This window comes from Bacillus sp. F9_6S_D1_P_5, assembly GCF_054823925.1.
The window spans coordinates 16356-36230 of record NZ_JBTREW010000034.1 but is presented as its reverse complement, the minus strand read 5'-3'; the positions used below and the strand labels follow the sequence as shown (position 1 = coordinate 36230).

24 protein-coding genes and 2 pseudogenes are annotated in these 19875 nt (G+C 38.7%); 19 read left to right on the top strand and 7 right to left on the bottom strand.

All coding sequences use genetic code 11. The annotated features are described in order from the left end of the window. A pseudogene (locus tag ACUXEY_RS26655) lies at positions 1 to 297 on the bottom strand (spore germination protein); the annotation flags it as partial. A gap of 152 nt (positions 298 to 449) precedes the next feature. Here ACUXEY_RS26655 and ACUXEY_RS26650 point away from each other — a divergent pair. Then, positions 450 to 1574, top strand: coding sequence for a homoserine O-acetyltransferase family protein (locus tag ACUXEY_RS26650; RefSeq protein ID WP_461301955.1), 1125 nt, complete (start codon positions 450 to 452; stop codon positions 1572 to 1574). A 49-nt stretch (positions 1575 to 1623) separates the two neighbouring features. Here ACUXEY_RS26650 and ACUXEY_RS26645 read toward each other — a convergent pair whose 3' ends face one another. After that, positions 1624 to 1806, bottom strand: coding sequence for a hypothetical protein (locus tag ACUXEY_RS26645; protein ID WP_002123174.1), 183 nt, complete (start codon positions 1804 to 1806; stop codon positions 1624 to 1626). A 199-nt stretch (positions 1807 to 2005) separates the two neighbouring features. Between ACUXEY_RS26645 and ACUXEY_RS26640 the strand changes: the two genes are divergently transcribed. The 6 genes and pseudogenes from ACUXEY_RS26640 (at position 2006) to ACUXEY_RS26615 (ending at position 6977) form a co-directional block, all read left to right on the top strand. Continuing rightward, positions 2006 to 2311 carry a rhodanese-like domain-containing protein gene (locus ACUXEY_RS26640; protein WP_461301954.1) on the top strand — a complete coding sequence of 102 codons (306 nt, stop codon included), beginning with the start codon at positions 2006 to 2008 and terminating at the stop codon, positions 2309 to 2311. Between the two features lie 78 nt (positions 2312 to 2389). Beyond that, a complete protein-coding gene (locus tag ACUXEY_RS26635) occupies positions 2390 to 2614 on the top strand; it encodes a spore germination protein (RefSeq protein ID WP_000512461.1) in 225 nt (74 codons plus the stop codon). A 20-nt stretch (positions 2615 to 2634) separates the two neighbouring features. Beyond that, positions 2635 to 2958, top strand: a complete 324-nt coding sequence (locus ACUXEY_RS26630; RefSeq protein ID WP_048529455.1) for a hypothetical protein — start codon at positions 2635 to 2637, stop codon at positions 2956 to 2958. A gap of 220 nt (positions 2959 to 3178) precedes the next feature. After that, positions 3179 to 4760: pseudogene (locus ACUXEY_RS26625) on the top strand (BclA C-terminal domain-containing protein). Between the two features lie 173 nt (positions 4761 to 4933). Further along, entirely contained in the window at positions 4934 to 5947 is a 1014-nt protein-coding gene (gene moaA / locus ACUXEY_RS26620; RefSeq protein WP_461301953.1) for a GTP 3',8-cyclase MoaA, read from the top strand. Between the two features lie 16 nt (positions 5948 to 5963). Continuing rightward, positions 5964 to 6977 (top strand): molybdopterin-synthase adenylyltransferase MoeB, encoded by a 1014-nt coding sequence (locus ACUXEY_RS26615; RefSeq protein ID WP_166703403.1) that lies wholly within the window; start codon positions 5964 to 5966, stop codon positions 6975 to 6977. Between the two features lie 36 nt (positions 6978 to 7013). On the opposite strand, the gene moaC is transcribed toward ACUXEY_RS26615, so the two are convergent. Beyond that, the gene (moaC, locus tag ACUXEY_RS26610) at positions 7014 to 7499 is read right to left on the bottom strand and encodes a cyclic pyranopterin monophosphate synthase MoaC (protein WP_000094145.1); all 486 of its coding nucleotides are present in this window, start codon (positions 7497 to 7499) and stop codon (positions 7014 to 7016) included. Between the two features lie 83 nt (positions 7500 to 7582). On the opposite strand from moaC, the gene moeA reads away from it, so the two are divergent. The 7 genes from moeA (at position 7583) to ACUXEY_RS26575 (ending at position 12259) form a co-directional block, all read left to right on the top strand. Further along, positions 7583 to 8872, top strand: a complete 1290-nt coding sequence (gene moeA / locus ACUXEY_RS26605) for a molybdopterin molybdotransferase MoeA (protein ID WP_461301952.1) — start codon at positions 7583 to 7585, stop codon at positions 8870 to 8872. Next, positions 8842 to 9357, top strand: coding sequence for a molybdopterin-guanine dinucleotide biosynthesis protein B (mobB, locus tag ACUXEY_RS26600; protein ID WP_429599118.1), 516 nt, complete (start codon positions 8842 to 8844; stop codon positions 9355 to 9357). The genes moeA and mobB overlap by 31 nt, the downstream gene beginning before the upstream one ends. Next, positions 9354 to 9818 carry a molybdopterin synthase catalytic subunit MoaE gene (gene moaE / locus ACUXEY_RS26595; protein ID WP_427265902.1) on the top strand — a complete coding sequence of 155 codons (465 nt, stop codon included), beginning with the start codon at positions 9354 to 9356 and terminating at the stop codon, positions 9816 to 9818. The genes mobB and moaE overlap by 4 nt, the downstream gene beginning before the upstream one ends. A 2-nt stretch (positions 9819 to 9820) precedes the next feature. Further along, positions 9821 to 10054 carry a molybdopterin converting factor subunit 1 gene (gene moaD / locus ACUXEY_RS26590; protein ID WP_144612198.1) on the top strand — a complete coding sequence of 78 codons (234 nt, stop codon included), beginning with the start codon at positions 9821 to 9823 and terminating at the stop codon, positions 10052 to 10054. A 92-nt stretch (positions 10055 to 10146) separates the two neighbouring features. Then, positions 10147 to 10566 carry a DUF3888 domain-containing protein gene (locus tag ACUXEY_RS26585; protein WP_429599121.1) on the top strand — a complete coding sequence of 140 codons (420 nt, stop codon included), beginning with the start codon at positions 10147 to 10149 and terminating at the stop codon, positions 10564 to 10566. Between the two features lie 36 nt (positions 10567 to 10602). Continuing rightward, the gene (gene glcU, locus ACUXEY_RS26580) at positions 10603 to 11460 is read left to right on the top strand and encodes a glucose uptake protein GlcU (RefSeq protein ID WP_461301951.1); all 858 of its coding nucleotides are present in this window, start codon (positions 10603 to 10605) and stop codon (positions 11458 to 11460) included. Between the two features lie 13 nt (positions 11461 to 11473). Next, a complete protein-coding gene (locus ACUXEY_RS26575) occupies positions 11474 to 12259 on the top strand; it encodes a glucose 1-dehydrogenase (protein WP_166703397.1) in 786 nt (261 codons plus the stop codon). A 74-nt stretch (positions 12260 to 12333) separates the two neighbouring features. Here ACUXEY_RS26575 and ACUXEY_RS26570 read toward each other — a convergent pair whose 3' ends face one another. Next, entirely contained in the window at positions 12334 to 12828 is a 495-nt protein-coding gene (locus ACUXEY_RS26570) for a CarD family transcriptional regulator (RefSeq protein WP_196471401.1), read from the bottom strand. Positions 12829 to 13084: 256 nt separating this feature from the next. Between ACUXEY_RS26570 and ACUXEY_RS26565 the strand changes: the two genes are divergently transcribed. Together ACUXEY_RS26565 and ACUXEY_RS26560 are read left to right on the top strand one after the other, a co-directional pair. After that, positions 13085 to 13321, top strand: coding sequence for a DUF2553 family protein (locus ACUXEY_RS26565; protein WP_000533799.1), 237 nt, complete (start codon positions 13085 to 13087; stop codon positions 13319 to 13321). Position 13322: 1 nt separating this feature from the next. Beyond that, entirely contained in the window at positions 13323 to 13505 is a 183-nt protein-coding gene (locus tag ACUXEY_RS26560; RefSeq protein WP_000621751.1) for a sporulation protein Cse60, read from the top strand. A gap of 34 nt (positions 13506 to 13539) precedes the next feature. Here the strand turns inward: ACUXEY_RS26560 and ACUXEY_RS26555 are convergent, their stop codons facing one another. Further along, on the bottom strand, positions 13540 to 13767 hold the full coding sequence (locus ACUXEY_RS26555) for a DUF3973 domain-containing protein (RefSeq protein WP_048528729.1): 228 nt from the start codon (positions 13765 to 13767) through the stop codon (positions 13540 to 13542). A gap of 423 nt (positions 13768 to 14190) precedes the next feature. Here ACUXEY_RS26555 and ACUXEY_RS26550 point away from each other — a divergent pair, with 423 nt between their 5' ends. Next, positions 14191 to 14622 carry an SRPBCC family protein gene (locus ACUXEY_RS26550; RefSeq protein WP_461301950.1) on the top strand — a complete coding sequence of 144 codons (432 nt, stop codon included), beginning with the start codon at positions 14191 to 14193 and terminating at the stop codon, positions 14620 to 14622. Next, entirely contained in the window at positions 14623 to 14946 is a 324-nt protein-coding gene (locus ACUXEY_RS26545) for an ArsR/SmtB family transcription factor (RefSeq protein WP_000098837.1), read from the top strand. It abuts the gene before it with no gap. A gap of 30 nt (positions 14947 to 14976) precedes the next feature. Here ACUXEY_RS26545 and ACUXEY_RS26540 read toward each other — a convergent pair whose 3' ends face one another. Both ACUXEY_RS26540 and ACUXEY_RS26535 read right to left on the bottom strand, forming a co-directional pair. Continuing rightward, positions 14977 to 16413: an MDR family MFS transporter gene (locus ACUXEY_RS26540; RefSeq protein WP_429599137.1), complete on the bottom strand. Its 1437-nt coding sequence runs from the start codon at positions 16411 to 16413 to the stop codon at positions 14977 to 14979. A 243-nt stretch (positions 16414 to 16656) separates the two neighbouring features. After that, complete coding sequence (locus tag ACUXEY_RS26535; protein ID WP_166703392.1) at positions 16657 to 17928, bottom strand: BaiN/RdsA family NAD(P)/FAD-dependent oxidoreductase; 1272 nt, start codon at positions 17926 to 17928, stop codon at positions 16657 to 16659. A gap of 254 nt (positions 17929 to 18182) precedes the next feature. Here ACUXEY_RS26535 and ACUXEY_RS26530 point away from each other — a divergent pair, with 254 nt between their 5' ends. Continuing rightward, a complete protein-coding gene (locus ACUXEY_RS26530; RefSeq protein WP_166703391.1) occupies positions 18183 to 19835 on the top strand; it encodes a putative polysaccharide biosynthesis protein in 1653 nt (550 codons plus the stop codon). The last annotated feature ends 40 nt before the right edge of the window (positions 19836 to 19875 follow it).

Sequence of the window (19875 nt, the reverse complement as noted above, 5' to 3'; positions counted from 1 at the left end):
TTGTTTATCCTGATTCGAGTCGCCTTGCTTAGAACTTTGTTGTTTATCCTGATTCGAGTCGTCTTGTTTAGAACTTTGTTGTTTATCCTGAGCTGCTGAGTCGCCTTGCTTAGAATGTTGCTGTTTGTCTTGAGAAGACTCCTTATGTTCCTCTTTTTTTTGCTCGCCATTGTTATCTTTATTATGTTTCATACTTCTAGTCTGTTTTTGGTTATTATCTTCTTGATTGTTAGGTTGTTGCTCCGAGTTATCTGTTGTATTTGATTTTTTTTTCTTACGTAGCCAATTCCAAATCATATGTATGCCCTCTTTAATTGTGTAATATAGTGCTATTTTGTGGCTAATTTTGTATATTATTCATTTATTTATGAAAAGGAGGAGGAGATTGGTTTGCATAGAAAAAATCCTTTAGTAAGCAATTCATACTATGTCAGGAAGAGGGCGAGTCTGTGCAATTTGTGAAAAAAGAGAAGTTTATTTTAAAAGAGTTTACATTTCAAAATGGTAGGGGAATTCCTGTTCAAATGGGGTATGAGACGTATGGTACTTTAAATAGAGAGAGGTCAAATGCGATTTTGGTTTGTCATTACTTTAGTGCAACGAGTCATGCGGCAGGAAAATATACGGCGCATGATGAGGAGTCTGGCTGGTGGGATGGTTTAATTGGACCAGGAAAAGCAATTGATACAAATAAATACTTCGTTATATGCACTGATAATCTTTGTAATGTGCAGGTGAAGAACCCTTATGTGATTACAACAGGACCGAAATCGATTAATCCGAAAACTGGAGATGAATATGCGATGGACTTTCCGGTTTTTACCTTTCTTGATGTAGCTCGTATGCAATATGAGTTAATCAAAGATATGGGGATTTCGAGGCTATATGCTGTAATGGGACCGTCAGCTGGCGGGATGATTGCGCAGCAATGGGCTGTTCATTATCCTCATATGGTAGAGCGGATGATTGGTGTTATTACGAATCCGCAAAATCCAATTATTACGTCGGTAAATGTAGCGCAAAATGCCATTGAAGCTATTCAATTAGATCCAAGTTGGAATGGCGGAAGATACGGAGAAGAGCAGCCAATGAAGGGGCTTCATTTAGCAAATAGAATGATGTTTATGAACGCGTTTGATGAGCATTTTTATGAAACAACATTTCCTCGTAATAGTATAGAAGTAGACCCTTATGAAAAGATTTCTACATTAACATCATTTGAGAGAGAAATAAATAAAGTTACAAAAAGAAGTATAGCTTTAGTAGATGCAAATTCGTGGATATATACTGCGAAAGCAGTTTTATTACATGATATTGCGCATGGATTTTCATCTTTAGAAGAGGCACTGTCTAACATAGAAGCGAATGTACTTATGATTCCGTGCAAACAAGACCTGCTTCAGCCATCACGTTATAATTATAAAATGGTAGATATTTTGCAAAAACAAGGGAAATATGCGGAAGTGTATGAGATAGAAAGTATAAATGGGCATATGGCGGGAGCGTTTGATATTCATTTATTTGAAAAGAAAGTTTATGAATTTTTAAATCGGAAAGTGTCTAGCCTTGTGTAGAAAATAAATGGTGTGAAAAAGGTGCGATGTATGTAGTAGGCACCTTTTTTTATATGATTTGTAGACGGAAAATATATGTGGCAATTGCTATACCGAAGAATGCGATACTAAGTAATAGAAATAAGAATGACATTTCTTGTGGTGATTTTATCTTTTTATTATTTTTCATACTAAGTGCAATAATTGCGGCGATTAAGAAAATGATGCCCATAATGAAAAGAAAAAGTGTCATTTTCATTGACTCCTCTCATAAAACAAGTATATTGAGGATACAATGCACGAGTTATGTTTGTAAAGAATAAGTTTTGCGAGAAAATTGAGAAATAAATTTTCCGTTCTTTGCGTTCTTTCTTTCGCATGCTAAAATTGATTAGACATGCTTGTTTAAGGAAGAGATTAAAGGTTTTATTGTATATAAGGAGGAACGACATATGACAGAAGTTAAAATAATTACTACAGAAGAAGTGCAAGAGCGTTTAGAAAGCGGAGAAACGTTATTTTTAGTAGACGTAAGGGAAGACGAAGAAGTAGCGGCAGGCAAAATTCCAGAAGCTGTACATATTAAAATGGGCGATATCCCAAATAAAGTAGATTTCTTTGATAAAGAGAATGAATATATCTTTATTTGTCGTTCGGGAATGCGTAGTGAAAATGTATGCCATTATTTAAATGAGCAAGGATTTAAAACAGTGAATATGGTTGGTGGTATGCTTCAATATGAGGGAGAAACTAAATAAGTAGCTTAAAAAAACTTGAAACGTGTTTGTTTCAAGTTTTTTTCTTTTGCATACAGTGTACAAAAGGGGGATAGGTAAATGGGGATTAACTTGCGGAAAGTAAAAATTATTAATAATACAGGGGCTGTTAATGTCGGCGATTGTTATGATATCTCACCTTTAGCTGTAGCAAAAATATATGCAGGTGCTGGAGGGTCGAGTGCGGCTATTTTTTTAAATGGGAAAAGACAACCAGAAGCGGTGATTAGGACATCAGTGTTCCTTCCGCCATTAGCAACGAGTACACGTACATTAGGTTCATAGAGGAAAGGTAGAGTGTAATTATGCCTGCTCATATAAAAGAGTTTGTTATTGTGAATAACACTGGGAATATATTTACTGGTGATAATTTGAGTGATACTTCATTTACTGCTACAAAATCGTATAGTGGTTCAATGGGGTGTACTTGGATTGACGTTGTTACGGTAATAGGAACGGAGACGAAGCTTTGTTTACAGCCAGGTGATTCGGTGACGACAACATATACAAGAGGTACTCCTGCCGGTACTGTAACAGGAACAAATATGGGGCAAAGTGCAAATGTTTCGAGTATAGCACAAGCTGTCCCTAATACAGATAATTTTGATTCGACTGCTGGACTCCCCTAAAATCGTAGGGGGAGTTTTTATTTATAAGAAGAGTTTATATAGCATAAAAATAGGAGTAATTGTTTGAAAAGTAGTATTGGAGGCCTTTTTGAAAAATACAATTCAAATAGAAGGTGAGTTTTTATCCGGCATTAACGGGCAGTAAGACCCCCTACAAAATATGTTTCACCTTATATGAAACATATTTTGTAGTTGTATTTTTTGGGAGGTGGTGGGAGTAGTGGGAGGAAATGATGAAAATCAAAAAATACAGAGGTTGATAAATTCTAATTTTAAGTTATCCCCAGATCTTGTCGGCCCTACTTTCCCTCCAGTACCGACTGGAATGACAGGGACAACGGGAAGTACGGGAGTAACCGGAAATACTGGTCCAACGGGAAGTACCGGAGCGACGGGAAATACAGGAACAACTGGGAATACCGGCCCAACAGGAAATACGGGAGCCACAGGAGATACGGGTCCAACGGGAAGCACGGGGGCCACAGGAAATACCGGTCCAACGGGAAGTACAGGAGCCACCGGAAATACAGGAGCCATGGGAAGTACGGGAGTAACCGGAAATACCGGTCCCACCGGAAGTACGGGAGCAACCGGAGTAACGGGTCCAACGGGAAGTACGGGAGCAACCGGAGATACGGGTCCAACGGGAAGTACCGGAGCGACGGGAAATACTGGGGCAACCGGAGAAACAGGTTCAACGGGAAGTACTGGGGCAACCGGAGAAACAGGTCCAACGGGAAATACGGGGGCAACCGGAGATACGGGTCCAACGGGAAATACAGGTCTAACAGGAGATACAGGAGTAACTGGAAGTACAGGTCCAACCGGAGATACGGGTCCAACGGGGAATACCGGTCCAACAGGAGATACGGGAGCAACCGGGAGTAACGGGTCCCACCGGAGAAACAGGTCCAACGGGAAGTACCGGAACCACAGGAGAAACGGGTTCAACGGGAAATACCGGGGCAACCGGAGAAACAGGTCCAACGGGAAGTACCGGAGCCACAGGAGAAACGGGAGCAACCGGAAGTACCGGAGCCACGGGAGTCACCGGCTCGACAGGAAGTACAGGACCAACAGGAAATACGGGAGCAACTGGGAACACGGGAGTAACGGGAAGTACCGGAGCCACGGGAGATACGGGGGCAACGGGAAATACAGGAGCCACGGGAAGTACGGGAGCAACCGGGAATACAGGAACAACCGGAAGTACCGGAGTAACAGGAGATATCGGTCCAACAGGAAATACAGGTTCAACGGGAGAAACGGGTCCTACCGGAGAAACAGGTCCAACGGGAAGTACCGGAACCACAGGAGAAACGGGTCCAACGGGAAGTACCGGAGCCACAGGAGATACGGGAGCAACCGGAAGTACCGGAGCCACGGGAGTTAGTACAACTGCAACGTACTCATTTGCGAATAATACATCAGGAAGTGCTATTTCTGTTTTGTTAGGTGGTACAAATGTACCGTTGCCGAACAATCAAAATATTGGTCCAGGAATTACCGTTAGCGGAGGAAATACCGTATTTACAGTTGCGAATGCGGGGAACTACTATATAGCTTATACAATAAATTTAACAGCCTCTTTACTTGTAAGTTCTCGTATAACTGTTAATGGCAGTCCGCTTGCAGGAACAATAAATTCACCAGCAGTAGCTACAGGTTCATTTAATGCGACAATCATTGCTAATTTACCTGCTGGAGCTGTTATTAGTCTGCAGTTATTTGGATTACTTGCAATAGCTACATTATCTACGACAACACCAGGAGCTACGCTAACTATTATTAGGTTAAGTTAATAGGGAGAAAACCTTGGGGCTTTTATGCTTCAAGGTTTTTTATCTCGTTATAAGTAGGAAGTCTAATTGGTTAGGAAAGTTTCACTTTATTCACTTGAGCAAAAACATCGCAGTTCGAAAATATATTATAATAGAATGAAAAGAGAGAAATTTGGCAGAAAGGGAGGGTGGCGATGCAGGAGATGGTTACAGATTTTTTTGGACGCCCACTTCAAGATTTGCGCATATCTGTCATTGATCGTTGCAATTTTAGATGTACATATTGTATGCCAGCGGAAGTGTTTGGGCCAGATTATGCTTTTTTGAAAGATGAGTTTTTACTGACGTTTGATGAAATTGAGCGTTTGGCAAAACTATTTGTTAGCATCGGTGTACGAAAAATTAGACTTACTGGTGGCGAGCCGCTGCTTCGTAAAGATTTAACAAAGCTTATTGCACGTCTTGTGAAAATTGACGGGCTGTTAGATATAGGGTTAACGACAAATGCGATTCATTTAACGAAACAAGCAAAAGTATTAAAAGAAGCTGGATTACATAGAGTAAATGTTAGTTTAGATGCAATAGATGACGATGTATTTAAGGACATTAATGGCCGAAATATTAATACGAAACCTGTTATAAAGGGAATTATGGCTGCGAAAGAGGCTGGGCTTGATGTAAAGGTAAACATGGTTGTGAAAAAAGGGATGAACGATCATCAAGTACTTCCGATGGCTGCGTATTTTAAAGAGCAAGGAATCACGCTTAGATTTATTGAGTTTATGGATGTTGGTAGTACAAATGGATGGAACTTTGATCAAGTCGTTACAAAGCGAGAGTTAATTGAGATGATTCATAGCATGTATCCGCTTGAGCCAGCTGAAGCACATTATTTCAGTGAAGTTGCGAAGCGATATCGTTACGTTGGAACAAATACCGAAGTCGGTTTTATTACTTCTGTTTCTGAGTCATTTTGTTCTTCTTGTACGAGAGCTAGAATTTCGGCAGATGGAAAGTTTTATACTTGCTTATTTGCGACAGAGGGTTTGGATATAAGGGAACTTCTGAGAGGAAAGCTTTCGGATAATGAGTTACTAAGAGTTATACAAGATGTATGGATGAATAGAAAAGATAGGTATTCGGATGAACGGACAGAAGAAAGTGCGAAAAATCGTCCGAAAATTGAAATGTCTTATATAGGAGGATAAGAAAGGGGGCTATCGTATGCAGGAGCGATATTCAAGACAAATATTATTTGCTGGTGTTGGAGAAGAAGGGCAGAGAAAAATTAGAGAGAAGCATGTGCTTATTATCGGTGCTGGTGCTCTTGGTGCGGCAAATGCAGAAGCGATTGTTAGAGCAGGTGTTGGAAAAATAACAATTGCGGATCGTGATTATGTAGAATGGAGCAATTTACAAAGGCAACAATTATATACCGAAGAAGACGCGAAGCAGTATAAACCGAAGGCGGTAGCAGCGGCAGAGCATTTAAAAGCGATTAATTCTGAGGTGGAAATAAATCCGGTTGTAACTGATGTAATAGTGCAAGAAATGGAAGAGTTAGTGAATGATGTAGATTTAATATTAGATGCGACAGATAATTTTGAAACGCGTCTTCTTATTAATGATATTTCACAAAAGTATAATATTCCGTGGATATATGGTGGTTGTGTTGGAAGCTACGGAGTAACGTATACAATTTTACCAGGAAAAACACCGTGCTTCCGCTGTTTAATGGAGCATCCGGCGAGCGGAGCAACATGTGATACGGCGGGTATTATACAGCCGGCAGTACAATTAGTAGTTGCGCATCAAATAACAGAAGCGCTGAAAATATTAGTAGAAGACTATGGGGCGCTTCGAGAAACGATGTTATCGTTTGATCTTTGGAATAATCAACAGATGGCATTTAAAGTGAATAGGCAGAAAAAAGACACATGTCTATCTTGCGGAAGATTACGTACATATCCAAGTTTAACATTTGAAGCACAAACGAAAACAGAAGTGTTATGTGGCCGAAATACAGTACAAATCCGTCCAGGTGTGCGGAATGAATTTAATTTAGAAGAAATTAAAAAGCGCTTACAAAGAAGTGTGGATGTGAAAGCTACTCCGTATTTATTATCATTTCCGGTAGAAGAGTTTCGTTTTGTTTTATTTACAGATGGCAGGGCGTTTATTCATGGGACGAATGATATAAATGTAGCAAAACGTTTATATGCAAGATATATAGGTTGAACCTAAAGAAACCCTTTAGGTTCAACAGAGAGAAGGTTAAGACTTTCTCGCATAATCTCCACTTTTTCCACCTGTTTTTTCAAGTAAGTACGTTTCGCCAATAATCATACCTTTATCAACAGCTTTACACATATCGTAAACGGTAAGAGCGGTAGCTGAAGCAGCTGTTAAAGCTTCCATTTCAACACCCGTGCTACCTTCTGTTTTAACTTTTACTTCAATAAGTAATCGATATTGTTCTTCGGATTGTTTCCAATCGAAAGAAACGTCAACACCTTTTAATAATAAAGGATGGCACATTGGGATAATATCAGAAGTGCGTTTCGCAGCCATAATACCAGCGATTTGTGCAACTGCTAATACGTCACCTTTCCCGATTTCGTTGTGAGAGATTTTATCGTAAATTTCTTTTGTAACGACAATGCTAGAGCACGCAATTGCTGTTCGAACGGTTGCTTTTTTGTCGCTTATATCAACCATCTTCGCGCGTCCTTGGTCATTAAAGTGTGTGAATGAAGACATGGAATTCCTCCTTGAAGTAATTTCTATTTAATATATAAAGTTTAATCGAGATAAAAAAAATTGCAAATATGGGGTGAGAAACGATGGTAGAAAAACGAATTCCGATTCAAGTTGCTGAGGCAGTAGAGAGAGTAATGAAATATGCGAAAATTGGTGAAGTAGAAGAGGTTTCTATTACGGAAAGTTACGGGAGAATTCTTGGGGAGGATGTTGTCTCTGATCATGACGTTCCTCATTTTGATCGTTCACCTTACGATGGTTTCGCAATTCGAGCAGAAGATACGAAAGAAGCAAATCAAGAGAATGCGATTGAGTTTGAAGTAATAGGAGAAATTGGGGCGGGATCTGTTTTTACAGAAGAAGTAGGATCTTTTCAGGCGGTTCGTATTATGACGGGAGCAGCTATTCCGGATGATTGTAATGCGGTCGTAATGCTAGAGCTGACGGAAGGTTTTGAGAAGAACGGAAAAACATATATGAAGTTAAAGCGTCCTTTTCATAGTGGTGACAATGTGTCATTTAAAGGAGAAGATATAAAACAAAATCAAGTTCTCGTTCAGAAAGGCGTTGCAATTAATCCAGGTGTCGCGGCCTTATTAGCGACGTTTGGATATAGTACTGTGAAAGTTGTAAAACAGCCTGTTATTGGTATTGTGACGACAGGAAGTGAATTGTTAGAAGTACATGAGTCGTTACAGCCGGGGAAAATTAGAAATAGTAACTCGTATATGATTGCGGCTCAAATTATGAAAGCCGGAGGGCAAGTCCGTTATTATGGCCAACTTGCCGATGAGTTAGGTGCATGTTTTACAGCCGTTCAATCAGGGATAGATGAAGTTGATATTTTAATTACGACAGGCGGTGTGTCGGTAGGAGATTATGACTACTTGCCGGCTATTTATGAAAGATTACAAGCGAATGTACTCTTTAATAAAATAGCGATGAGACCAGGAAGTGTAACGACCGTAGCTGAAGTTGATGGAAAGTTACTTTTCGGTTTATCAGGGAATCCGTCAGCTTGTTACGTGGGCTTTGAGTTATTTGTGCATCCGATTATAAAAACATATTTGTATGCGAAGGAGCCTCACGTATATAGAGCAGATGCTATTTTACAAAAAGATTTTCCAAAGCCAAATCCGTTTACTCGTTTTGTAAGAGCGAAGGTGACAATTGTGGAAGGGGCATTACAAGCGATGCCCGTCGGTTTAGATAAGTCAAGTGCGGTATCTTCACTTGCTGATGCGAATGCTTTTATTGTGTTGCCTGGGGGAACGAGAGGATTTGAGGCAGGGATGAAAGTATCTGTATTATTGTTAGAGCACGCCGAGGGAAGTGATTGGCCATGGGCAAAGCCCCTTCAATCTTACAAATAGTAGGGTATCAAAATAGCGGGAAAACAACGCTCGTTGAGAAAATAGTGCATGAGTTAGCGGAACGGAAAATGAAAGTTGCTACCATTAAACACCACGGGCACGGAGGATTTCCGGAAGTAGCGCAAAAAGATAGTGAGAGGCACCGAAAGGCTGGTGCTGTCGTTAGTAGTGTAGAAGGCGCTGGATTACTTTCGCTTTCGTCATTAAGAGAGGATTGGTCTTTGCAAGAAATTGTTCGTTTATATGAGTTTTTTGAAGTGGATACAATTTTAATTGAAGGCTATAAAAAAGAGAGCTATCCGAAAGTAGTGTTACTTCGTTCTACGGAAGACGTTGAACTTTTACATAAAGTAGAAAATATAGTAGCGGTTATTACGTGGCATGATGCTCCCGCAAACTTACGAGAGGAATATAAAGTATTTCATATAACAGAAGAAGATTTGTATATAGACTGGTTTGTACAAACGGTAAGGAGTACGAAATGACAAATACATATTATGAAGTAATTGATACAGAAATCTTGGTTGAAGAGGTAGCGAAGAAGGTTATTCGCCGTGAATGTGGCGCTGTTACAACATTTATTGGAACGGTTAGAGAGTTTACGAAAGGGCGTCGTACATTATACTTAGAATACGTCGCTTACAAAACGATGGCAGAAAAGATGCTAGAGAAAATTGGTTCAGAAGTGAAAGAGAAGTGGCCGGGTACACACGTTGCGATTACACATCGCATCGGTACACTACAAATTTCTGATATTGCGGTTGTGGTTGCTGTTTCAACACCACATCGTAAAGCGGCTTACGAAGCGAATGAATATATTATGGAACGCATAAAACAAATTGTTCCGATTTGGAAAAAGGAGTTTTGGGAAGATGGAGACTCTTGGATTGGTGATCAATTAGAAAAAACGCCATATCCGGCGGGAGAGCCTGGGAAGGAGCTATAAGTATGATTCGAGTATTGTTATTTGCATACTTGCAAGAGGAAGCTGGAACAAGTGAGTTACAAATAGAGAAAGAAAATATTACGGTTGCAGAGTTAAAAGATATTGTTGCTAAAGAATATAATGTACCAATGACAGCGCCAATTATGGTTGCAATTAATGAAGAATATGCAAATGAAGATGACAGGGTCCAATCTGGTGATGTTGTTGCACTAATCCCACCAGTGAGCGGTGGTTAATATTGGATTTATGAAAACGGCTTTCCTACATAGGGAAGTCGTTTTTTTATAGCAGTTTTGCGAACACTAACGTATAGAACAAGGAGGGTGTTATGAAAAAAATATGTGTAGTTATTACAATGCTATGTGCGGTTTTTTTCTCTACTCCAATTGATTCTTTCGCGAAAGAATCAAGGGAGCAGCTTTTAGAGAGTGCATTATCGAATAGGTATTATTCGGTTATTAGACAAGTGACAGAAGATCAATATGAATGTGCTTCAGTTATAAGTATAAAACGTCTCGGCAAGAATGGTGAGTTCGTTCCTAGATTTGAAATTACGCTACAATTTCTTACGTTTCAAGGTGCACATAATCCGCCGAATGATAAAGTTACACTTACTTTGGAAGATCATGTAGATCACGTAAAGATAAAGAAAGTGGAGCGAGAAAAGAATGTTTCTAGTGCTATTGCAGAACAAGTTTGTGAACGAGAAAGAGAAAAAATAAAAGCTCACTCTAATGATTCAGAGTGATGATCTATGACATTCAGTAAAGAAAGGTAATGAGCGATGGACATACTTTTAGCGATTTTACCGGCTCTATTTTGGGGAAGTATTGTGCTATTTAACGTGAAACTGGGCGGAGGACCGTATAGTCAAACGCTCGGTACAACGTTTGGTGCACTTATTTTCTCGATTGTTGTTTATATTTTTATGAAGCCCGTATTAACTCCTACTGTTATCGGAGTTGGGGTTGTGTCAGGTTTATTTTGGGCACTTGGTCAGGCGAATCAATTAAAAAGTATTGATTTAATGGGCGTTTCGAGGACGATGCCCATTTCAACAGGACTTCAATTAGTTGCGACGACTTTATTTGGAGTTATCGTATTTCATGAGTGGTCCACGACGATATCAGTCGTCCTTGGTGTATTAGCTCTCATTTGTATTATTATCGGTGTTATTTTAACATCACTTCAAAGTGAAGAAGAAAAGAATGCAGAGCAAGCAGGGAATTTTAAAAGAGGCATTATCATTTTATTGATTTCAACAGTCGGTTATTTAGTTTACGTAGTAGTAATTAGACTATTTAACGTAGATGGTTGGTCAGCTTTATTGCCACAAGCAGTCGGTATGGTGTTAGGGGGCATTTTGCTTACTTTTAAACATCATCCATTTAATAAATATGCAATACGAAATATTATTCCAGGATTAATTTGGGCAGCTGGAAATATGTTTTTATTCATTTCGCAGCCGCGTGTTGGAGTGGCAACAAGTTTCTCGCTATCACAAATGGGAATTATTATTTCAACGCTTGGCGGGATTCTTATATTAGGTGAAAAGAAAACGAAACGTCAATTAACAGGTATTGTTATCGGTATCGTTTTTATTATTGCAGCCGGAATTATGTTAGGTATAGCAAAAAGTTAAAGGAGGTATGGAAATGTATAGTGATTTAGAAGGGAAAGTAGTCGTTATTACAGGATCAGCAACTGGTCTTGGAAGAGCGATGGGAGTGAGGTTTGCTAAGGAGAAAGCGAAAGTAGTGATTAACTATCGCTCACGAGAGTCAGAAGCACATGATGTATTAGAGGAAATTAAAAAAGTAGGCGGAGAAGCGATTGCTGTAAAAGGTGATGTGACGGTTGAGTCTGATGTTGTGAACCTCATTCAATCTGCTGTGAAAGAATTCGGTACGCTCGATGTTATGATTAATAATGCCGGGATAGAAAATGCGGTACCATCGCATGAAATGCCGCTTGAAGATTGGAATAAAGTAATCAATACAAATTTAACAGGTGCTTTTTTAGGCAGCCGTGAAGCGATTAAATATTTTGTAGAGCACGATATTAAAGGATCTGTCATTAATATGTCGAGTGTTCATGAGAAAATTCCGTGGCCACTATTTGTGCACTATGCGGCGAGTAAAGGCGGCATTAAACTGATGACAGAAACGTTAGCGCTAGAATACGCACCAAAAGGCATTCGCGTAAATAATATTGGACCGGGTGCAATAAATACGCCAATTAATGCAGAGAAGTTTGCTGATCCTAAAAAACGTGCTGACGTAGAAAGTATGATACCGATGGGCTACATCGGTAAACCGGAAGAAATTGCAGCAGTCGCAACGTGGCTTGCTTCCTCAGAGGCAAGTTACGTAACTGGAATTACGTTATTTGCAGACGGTGGCATGACGTTATATCCATCGTTCCAAGCAGGGCGCGGATAATAAAAAAGGACAAAGAGGTTTATCACTTTGTCCTTTTTTTAAGCAAAAAAAAATAGCGGTCGGCTATTTTAAATTTAATGATTAATTGTATCTTGAAGAAATTCTGTTGCTTGATGTTCAGAAACATTTTGCACGAGTGCAACTTCGCTAATCATCATTTTTCGTGCATTATCTAGCATTTGTTTTTCGCTCGCATTTAATGCTCTTTCTTTATTGCGGCGAAGTAAATCGCGAACAACTTCTGCACTCTCTTGCAGATTGCCGTTTTTCATTTTTTCCATATTCATTGTATATCTTTGTTTCCAAGAAAGTGATGTGTCTGATTCCCCGTTTTGAAATTCAAGAAGTATATCATCTAACGTACCTTTATCTACGATATAACGAATACCTGATTTTTGTAATTGATCCATAGGAAGCATTACTTGCATATCTTTGCTAATGATACGTATCACACAATATTGACGTATTGTTCCTAATATTTCTTTCTCTTCAATGGCTTCGATGACTCCTGCGCCGTTCATTGGATAAACAATTTTATCACCAATTTGAAACAAATCATCCACCTCCATATGTGGTAACCATCTTTAATGATAACATAAGTTGATAAAAATATCAAATTTTATATAATACCATAATAATTATATTTGAGTCAATAAGTAAAAACTCTTTTTTTTTATATATTTTTTTGCTCTTACTTATCTATGATTTTTTTAGAAAAATAGTACAGGTGAAAAAGGAAGGCATATCCACTTATTTTTAAGCATAAAATGTAAAATCGCTAATACAATATACCTAAATCCGTTCTTTGCAAAGGAGGGAGAGAAGGTGGGGCGCACAATAAAAATTGATATTACAAATAAAGTTGTAGCTAAATTTAGGCCAGATTATTTGGAATTATATACGAGTAAATTTATGATAGGTAAGTTTTATGTCTATACTGAAGGTAAAGAATATGTGTTAGAAGACGGATATATATATGAAGACGGAAAATTTTATCGCATCATAGATACGCACCGTGGCAATAATCAAGCGGCGGAGGGCTGCGATCTAGGATGGTGTTAACATGATTCGTGTAAAAGTATTTGATGAAAGTCACGAAAAAGACTTAGAAGACGCTGTAAATGTTTTTTTGAAAAAGATTGATGATAGTAACTTTGTAGATATTAAGTACCAAGTCGGTGTTTCCATTAACGATGACGAAAACCAAATTTATTGTTTTTCAGCAATGATCGTTTATAAAGCATAAAAAAGAGCTGGATGACCCAGCTCTTTTTTATGCTTTATGTTGGGACAACATGTGTCGGTAATACATTCATAATAGATTGGGTTGTGCCTAAATTCTTTGTCTTTAAAAGAGGCTCCCCAGTCTCATGATTTTGGGCATCTTTACACATACCGAGGTGATAACGATCACCTAAAAATGGATCAATATAAAAACCGTTTTTGAATACTTTATCATTCGGATGTTTTTCATGATGAATATCAGAGCAGTTAATGCAATAGAACATAGCGTTCAACCCCTTTTTATTTTGTTTGAAAAAAGTGAGTCGATAGTCATTTCGCTCCTAAGAAAATGTTGAGGAGAAGAGAAATAACTACCTACTCAAATGGTGGGCATATTCCTTCTGATTTTTTATATCTCGCGTAGTGTCCCTGAGGGAAGGAGGAGAGACGAAATACGCATGATATAGGTAAGGCGCTTCTTTCAAGATGAATGATGGAGTTTCATGTTGAGAGAAGTTTTTATTTTTTGTTGCCTTTGTGAGTATATTATGAGGGAATGCTCAGAGGGTGTTTGTCCTGTTGAAAAAATGTTGAGAATTTCTCAACGGTAAAAAAGAATTAGCGTTGACATGAAACTAAAAGGTGTTATATCATCAAAATATAACCAAAAGGTGTTATATTTAATTGCCGAATAAAGGAGAATGAAAATGGAACAACAAAATACATTAACTGATATTAAACAAACGATCGTTTTTAACGCGTCTATTCAAAAGGTGTGGAATATAGTATCCACTGCAGAAGGGATTGCCTCATGGTTTATGCCAAATGATTTTGTATTAGAGGTAGGACATGAATTTCATGTGCAATCACCATTTGGACCATCGCCATGTAAAGTGTTAGAAATCGATGAGCCAAACTATCTATCTTTCTCATGGGATACAGATGGTTGGGTCGTTTCATTTAATCTGAAAGACCTAGGAGATAATAAAACAGAATTTACGTTAATTCACGGCGGTTGGAAACATCCTGATGAAATTCTTCCGAAAGCGAATGCGAAGAGTTCTATTATTCGCGATAGAATGAGCGGAGGGTGGGTAGCGATTGTAAATGAAAAACTGAAAAAGGTTGTTGAAGGCTAAGTGTCCTCATCAGCAGCAAAATATGATGTATTTCAAGCAATCGCTGATCCAACCCGCCGAGAAGTAATACGGTTATTAAGTGACAAAGAGTTACCGATTTCCAAAATAACGGATCACTTTCCGATGAGTCGCACTGCGGTTGTAAAGCACCTTCATATTCTTTCAGAAGCGAATTTAGTAAGCGGAAGAAAGAGCGGTAGAGAGAAGATATATCGCTTGCATCCAGAACCATTAGAGGAATTACAACAGTGGCTCTCGTATTATGAACGTTTTTGGGATAATAAATTGTCCATGCTGAAACATATTGTGGAGAATGAAGAGTAAAAGAGGATGACCGAAATGGTCATCCTCTTTTTACTCTTCACTTGTTTGTGTAGCTGGCTTTAATAAAAGCCAAGCGATAATTAATGTACATACTGCTAATACGAAAGTGCTCATATAAATGACGTGTACACTTGCTGCTAATGCGGATTGTGATTCAGTTGCTACACTTGCTGTAGTTCCGCCGTGTCCGCCAGATACAAGGTCAAGGTTTTTAATGCCGCGTGCATGAATCATCGTATTAAAGATTGTTCCAAAGATTGCAGCACCTAACGTTTGACTAAATGTATTAATAAATGTGTTTAAACCAACGGCTGTTCCGCGTGTATGAGCTGGTACGGCTGCTTGAATTGTTACCATATAAATTGGTGTCACAAGCCCCATTCCTAAGCCGAATAATCCGACTGCTACATAAATAAGGAACGATGGTGAATTTGTTGATAATGTAAATAATAAGAACGTAGCGACTGATAAAATGCTAGCTCCAAGTAAAATGATTTGTTTCGTTTTTAATTTGCCTACTAAGTTACCGGAGAAAATAGCGCCAAATGTCCACATAACAGGGATTGGCATTAAAATAAGTCCGGCTTCCGTTGCATTTTTTCCTAATACACCTTGGCTCCAAATTGGAAGGTACATTGTAATACTAATGATCATTGCGCCAGCAATAAGCGTTAATATGTTTATCGTAGATAATGTACGGTTAGAGAAAAGTGCTAGCGGAATTAATGGTTCCGGAGATTTTTTCTCGATGAATAAGAAAATAATGAATGAAACGACGGCAAAGATTAATAGGCCGATAATTGTAATGTCTCCCCAGTTTTGCTTACTGCTGCCTGTTAATAGTGCATATAGTAGAGCAATCGTACTTAATGAGAAGACTGTTGCACCAAGGTAATCGATATGGTGTTTAGCTGGTTTAATAGATTCTTTGTAGTAAATGGCAATCATTAAGCAAGCGATAATTCCGAATGGAACGTTTAAGAAGAAAATATAGCGCCAAGATAGGGAATCAACTAAAAATCCACCTACTAACGGTCCGATAACACCAGATACACCCCAAACGGCACTCATCCAGCCTTGTGCTTTCGCACGGTCTTTCGCTTCGCTATATAGGTCTCCAATAATTGTCATTGTGATTGGCATGACAGCACCAGCACCAATACCTTGAAGAGCGCGGAAGAAAATTAATTGTTCCATTGATGTAACGACTCCGCAAAGTGCAGAACCGACTAAAAAGATTGTAGCTCCGATAAGTAAGACTTTTTTACGGCCAAATAAATCAGCAAGCTTTCCGTATATTGGAGTCGAGACTGCTGTTGCAAGCATATAAATTGCATATACCCAACTAACAAGTTCGACGCCTGACAAATCACTCGTTATACGAGGGATTGCTGTACTAACAATCGTTCCTTCTACCGCAGAAAGAAACGTCATTAGCATTAAAGACATCATGACTTTTTTTCTCATATGTTTTCCCCTTACCCTTTTTCAAATATTCAACAATATAAAATATAAAGGTACTAAGGTATATAAAGCAACAAAAAAGCAATGGGAAGTTAGGTCGAGCGGATATTTGTCGCTTCTGGTCGGTAGGTCGATAAATTTGGGAAATCGTCGATATAGGTTGAAGAATCGCTGATATATTTGAGAAATCGCCGATATCATTGCATGTACCTATAAAAAAAGAAACAGGAAGCCCTGTTTCTTTTTTTAATATTGCATTTTCGCGTTTTCTCCAGCTGTAGTTCCGGCAATTCTACCAGTAACGAGAGCGGATGTAATATTATAGCCACCAGTATAACCGTGAATATCAAGAACTTCTCCGCAGAAATATAAGCCGTTCGTGAATTTAGAAGACATTTCTTTCGGATTAATTTCTTTAACGGATACACCGCCGCCAGTAACGAATGCTTTTTCAATTGACTGCGTACCATTTACATTCACAGTAAATTCTTTAAAGTCTTTCACGAGTGCACGAATCTTTTCGTGAGAAACTTGTCCAGCTTGTTCGCTGCCATCAATTTCATTTTTTTCTAATAGGAATAGGAAGTAACGCTCAGGTACATAACCTTTTAAAACGTTTTTAATTCCTTTTTTCGGTTCTTCCTTCATTTGTTTCAGCATGCGCTGGAATAGTTGTTCACTATTTTCGTCTGGCAATGCATCGATACTCATTTGAATGGTATTCGTTTTAAACTTTTTCAGTGCTTTCACGACGAATTGACTACAGCGAAGAGCGGCAGGACCAGATAGGCCGAAATGAGTGAAGAGCATGTCCATTTTATGAGAAATGATAGCTTTTCCTTTCGGGTTTAATACGCTTAAGTTTACATCGCGTAAAGCAAGACCTTGTAAGGAGCGATCACGAATAAATGGTTCGTTTGAAAGGATAGGTACTTCTGTTGGGAATAATTCTGTAATTGTATGCCCGGCTTTTTCAGCCCAAGCGTATCCGTCTCCAGTAGAGCCAGTTTGAGGAACCGATTTTCCACCAACAGCGATAACGACATGATTTGTTTCGAACACTTCGCCAGTTTGTAGTACGACTGCCTTCGTTTGACCGTTCTCATATTCAATTGTTTCAACAGGTGTATTCGTACGGATTTTTACACCTAAATCTTTTAATCGTGTTAAAAGTGCGTCTACTACTGATTGTGCTTTATTTGATACAGGGAACATACGGCCATGGTCTTCTTCTTTCAGTTTTACACCGAGATTTTCGAAGAATGTAATAATATCTTCATTATTGAAAATAGAAAAAGCGCTGTATAAGAAGCGGCCATTTCCTGGTATATGTTTAACAATCTCATCAAGTGGTAGACGGTTCGTTACGTTACAACGGCCACCACCAGAAATCGCAAGTTTACGTCCTAGTTTATTTCCTTTATCAAGAAGTAAGACATTTGCGCCTTCTTCTGCAGCACCGATTGCAGCCATTAGCCCAGAGGGCCCGCCGCCGATGACAATAACATCATAATGCATAATATATCGACCTCATTTTCTACATTTCCTGCCTAAAAGAATAGCATGTTTTCCCTTAAAAGAAAAATAGAGTGAAGTACTGCTTAAAGGGAGAATTGTGGTACAATACAAAAGTTAGAGTTCAGCACTATCCTTTTATTTGTGGGCCATAAGACTAAAACCTTAAGAGTTAGGGGAAGTCTAATAGTCCTCAAATGTTCGAATAGTTCAATTCATTATAGTTTCACTTTATGTAGATGTAGGAGGATTTTTGTATGTCCGATTCGAAATTTCTGCGCGGAACACTTATTGTTACGCTAGGGACATTTTTAGTAAAGTTCTTAGGCATGATTTACGTCTTTCCGTTTCATGCATTAGTAGGGACAGAAGGCGGAACGCTCTATACATATGGATACATTCCATATACCATCTTTTTAAGTATTGCAACGGCAGGGGTGCCGCTTGCTGTTTCCAAATTTGTTTCCAAATATAATGCGCTTGGCGATTATAAAACGAGCCGGAGAATGTTCCGCTCGGGAATGGTTATGATGATAGTAACAGGAGTTCTTTCGTTCCTAGTTCTATACATGACAGCGCCACTGTTTGCAGAAGCAATGCTTGGTAAACAAAGTATACACAGTAATGTAGAAGAAGTTACGACGATCATTCGTCTTGTAAGTTTTGCACTTATTGTTGTACCAGCAGCGAGTTTAATTCGTGGTTATTTCCAAGGTCACCAATCGATGGGGCCGACTACTGTTTCGCAAATTATTGAACAAATTATTCGTATCGTCTTTTTATTAGCAGGTAGTTTCATCGTTATTAAAGTACTTGGCGGTACAGTTGCAACAGCAGTTGGGGTAGCGACATTTGCAGCATTCGTTTCAGCAGTTGGAGCACTCGGTGTATTAATTTGGTACTGGTTAAAACGTAAAAAACATTTGGATCAATATTTAATTGAACAAACTGCACCAGAATCAACAGTGAGTACTGTTCAATTGTTTAAAGAATTATTTGCATATGCGATTCCTTACGTTGTAATTGGGTTAACAATTCCTTTATATCAACAAATTGATACATTGACATTTAACTCAATTATGCAGGCGATTGGCCAAGGTGATATCGCAGAGCGAGCACTTGGTATTTTCACAATGTGGACGCATAAATTAATTATGATTCCTGTATCACTTGCAACAGCGTTTAGCTTAACGCTTGTACCAGCGATTACAAAATCATTTACTGAAAAACAATACCGTTATTTAAAGTTACAAATTACACAAACATTCCAGGCAAATATGTTCTTAACATTGCCAGCAGTTATCGGTATTTCTACACTTGCATATCCGATTTATACTGCGTTTTACGACTCAGATCCACTAGGTGGACAAGTATTAATGTGGTATGCACCGGTTGCGTTGTTATTCGCTTTATTTACAGTAACAGCAGCAATTCTGCAAGGAATCAATCAACAAAAACATGCGATTGTCGCACTTATTATGGGTGTTATTTTGAAATTTGTATGTAACGTAATCTTTATTCGTTATTTCGGTACAGTTGGAGCGATTTTAGCAACAGCAGTCGGATTCTTAGCTTCCGTATGGTATACGAATAGACAAATCAAAAAACATGTACATTATTCATTTGGTGTTGTATATAAGAGAACATTCCAAATTGCAGTATTAACACTTGTAATGGTCGTTACTGTAAAGTTATCACAATGGATTCTATCCTTCATGATTTCGCCTGATGGCCGAATTGGCGCTCTTATTACAGTTGCGATTTGTGCTGGTATTGGTGGTCTTGTTTACGGATTGTTAGCGATTCGCACAGGAGTACTTGAAAGAGTATTTGGCGGAGAAGCGTTAGAGAAAATCCAGCGTAAACTTGGTAATAGATTCAAAATAAAGTTGAAATCAAAAGGGGCGTAATTACGTCCCCTTTTCTATGATAAACAAAGAAGGTGAAAAA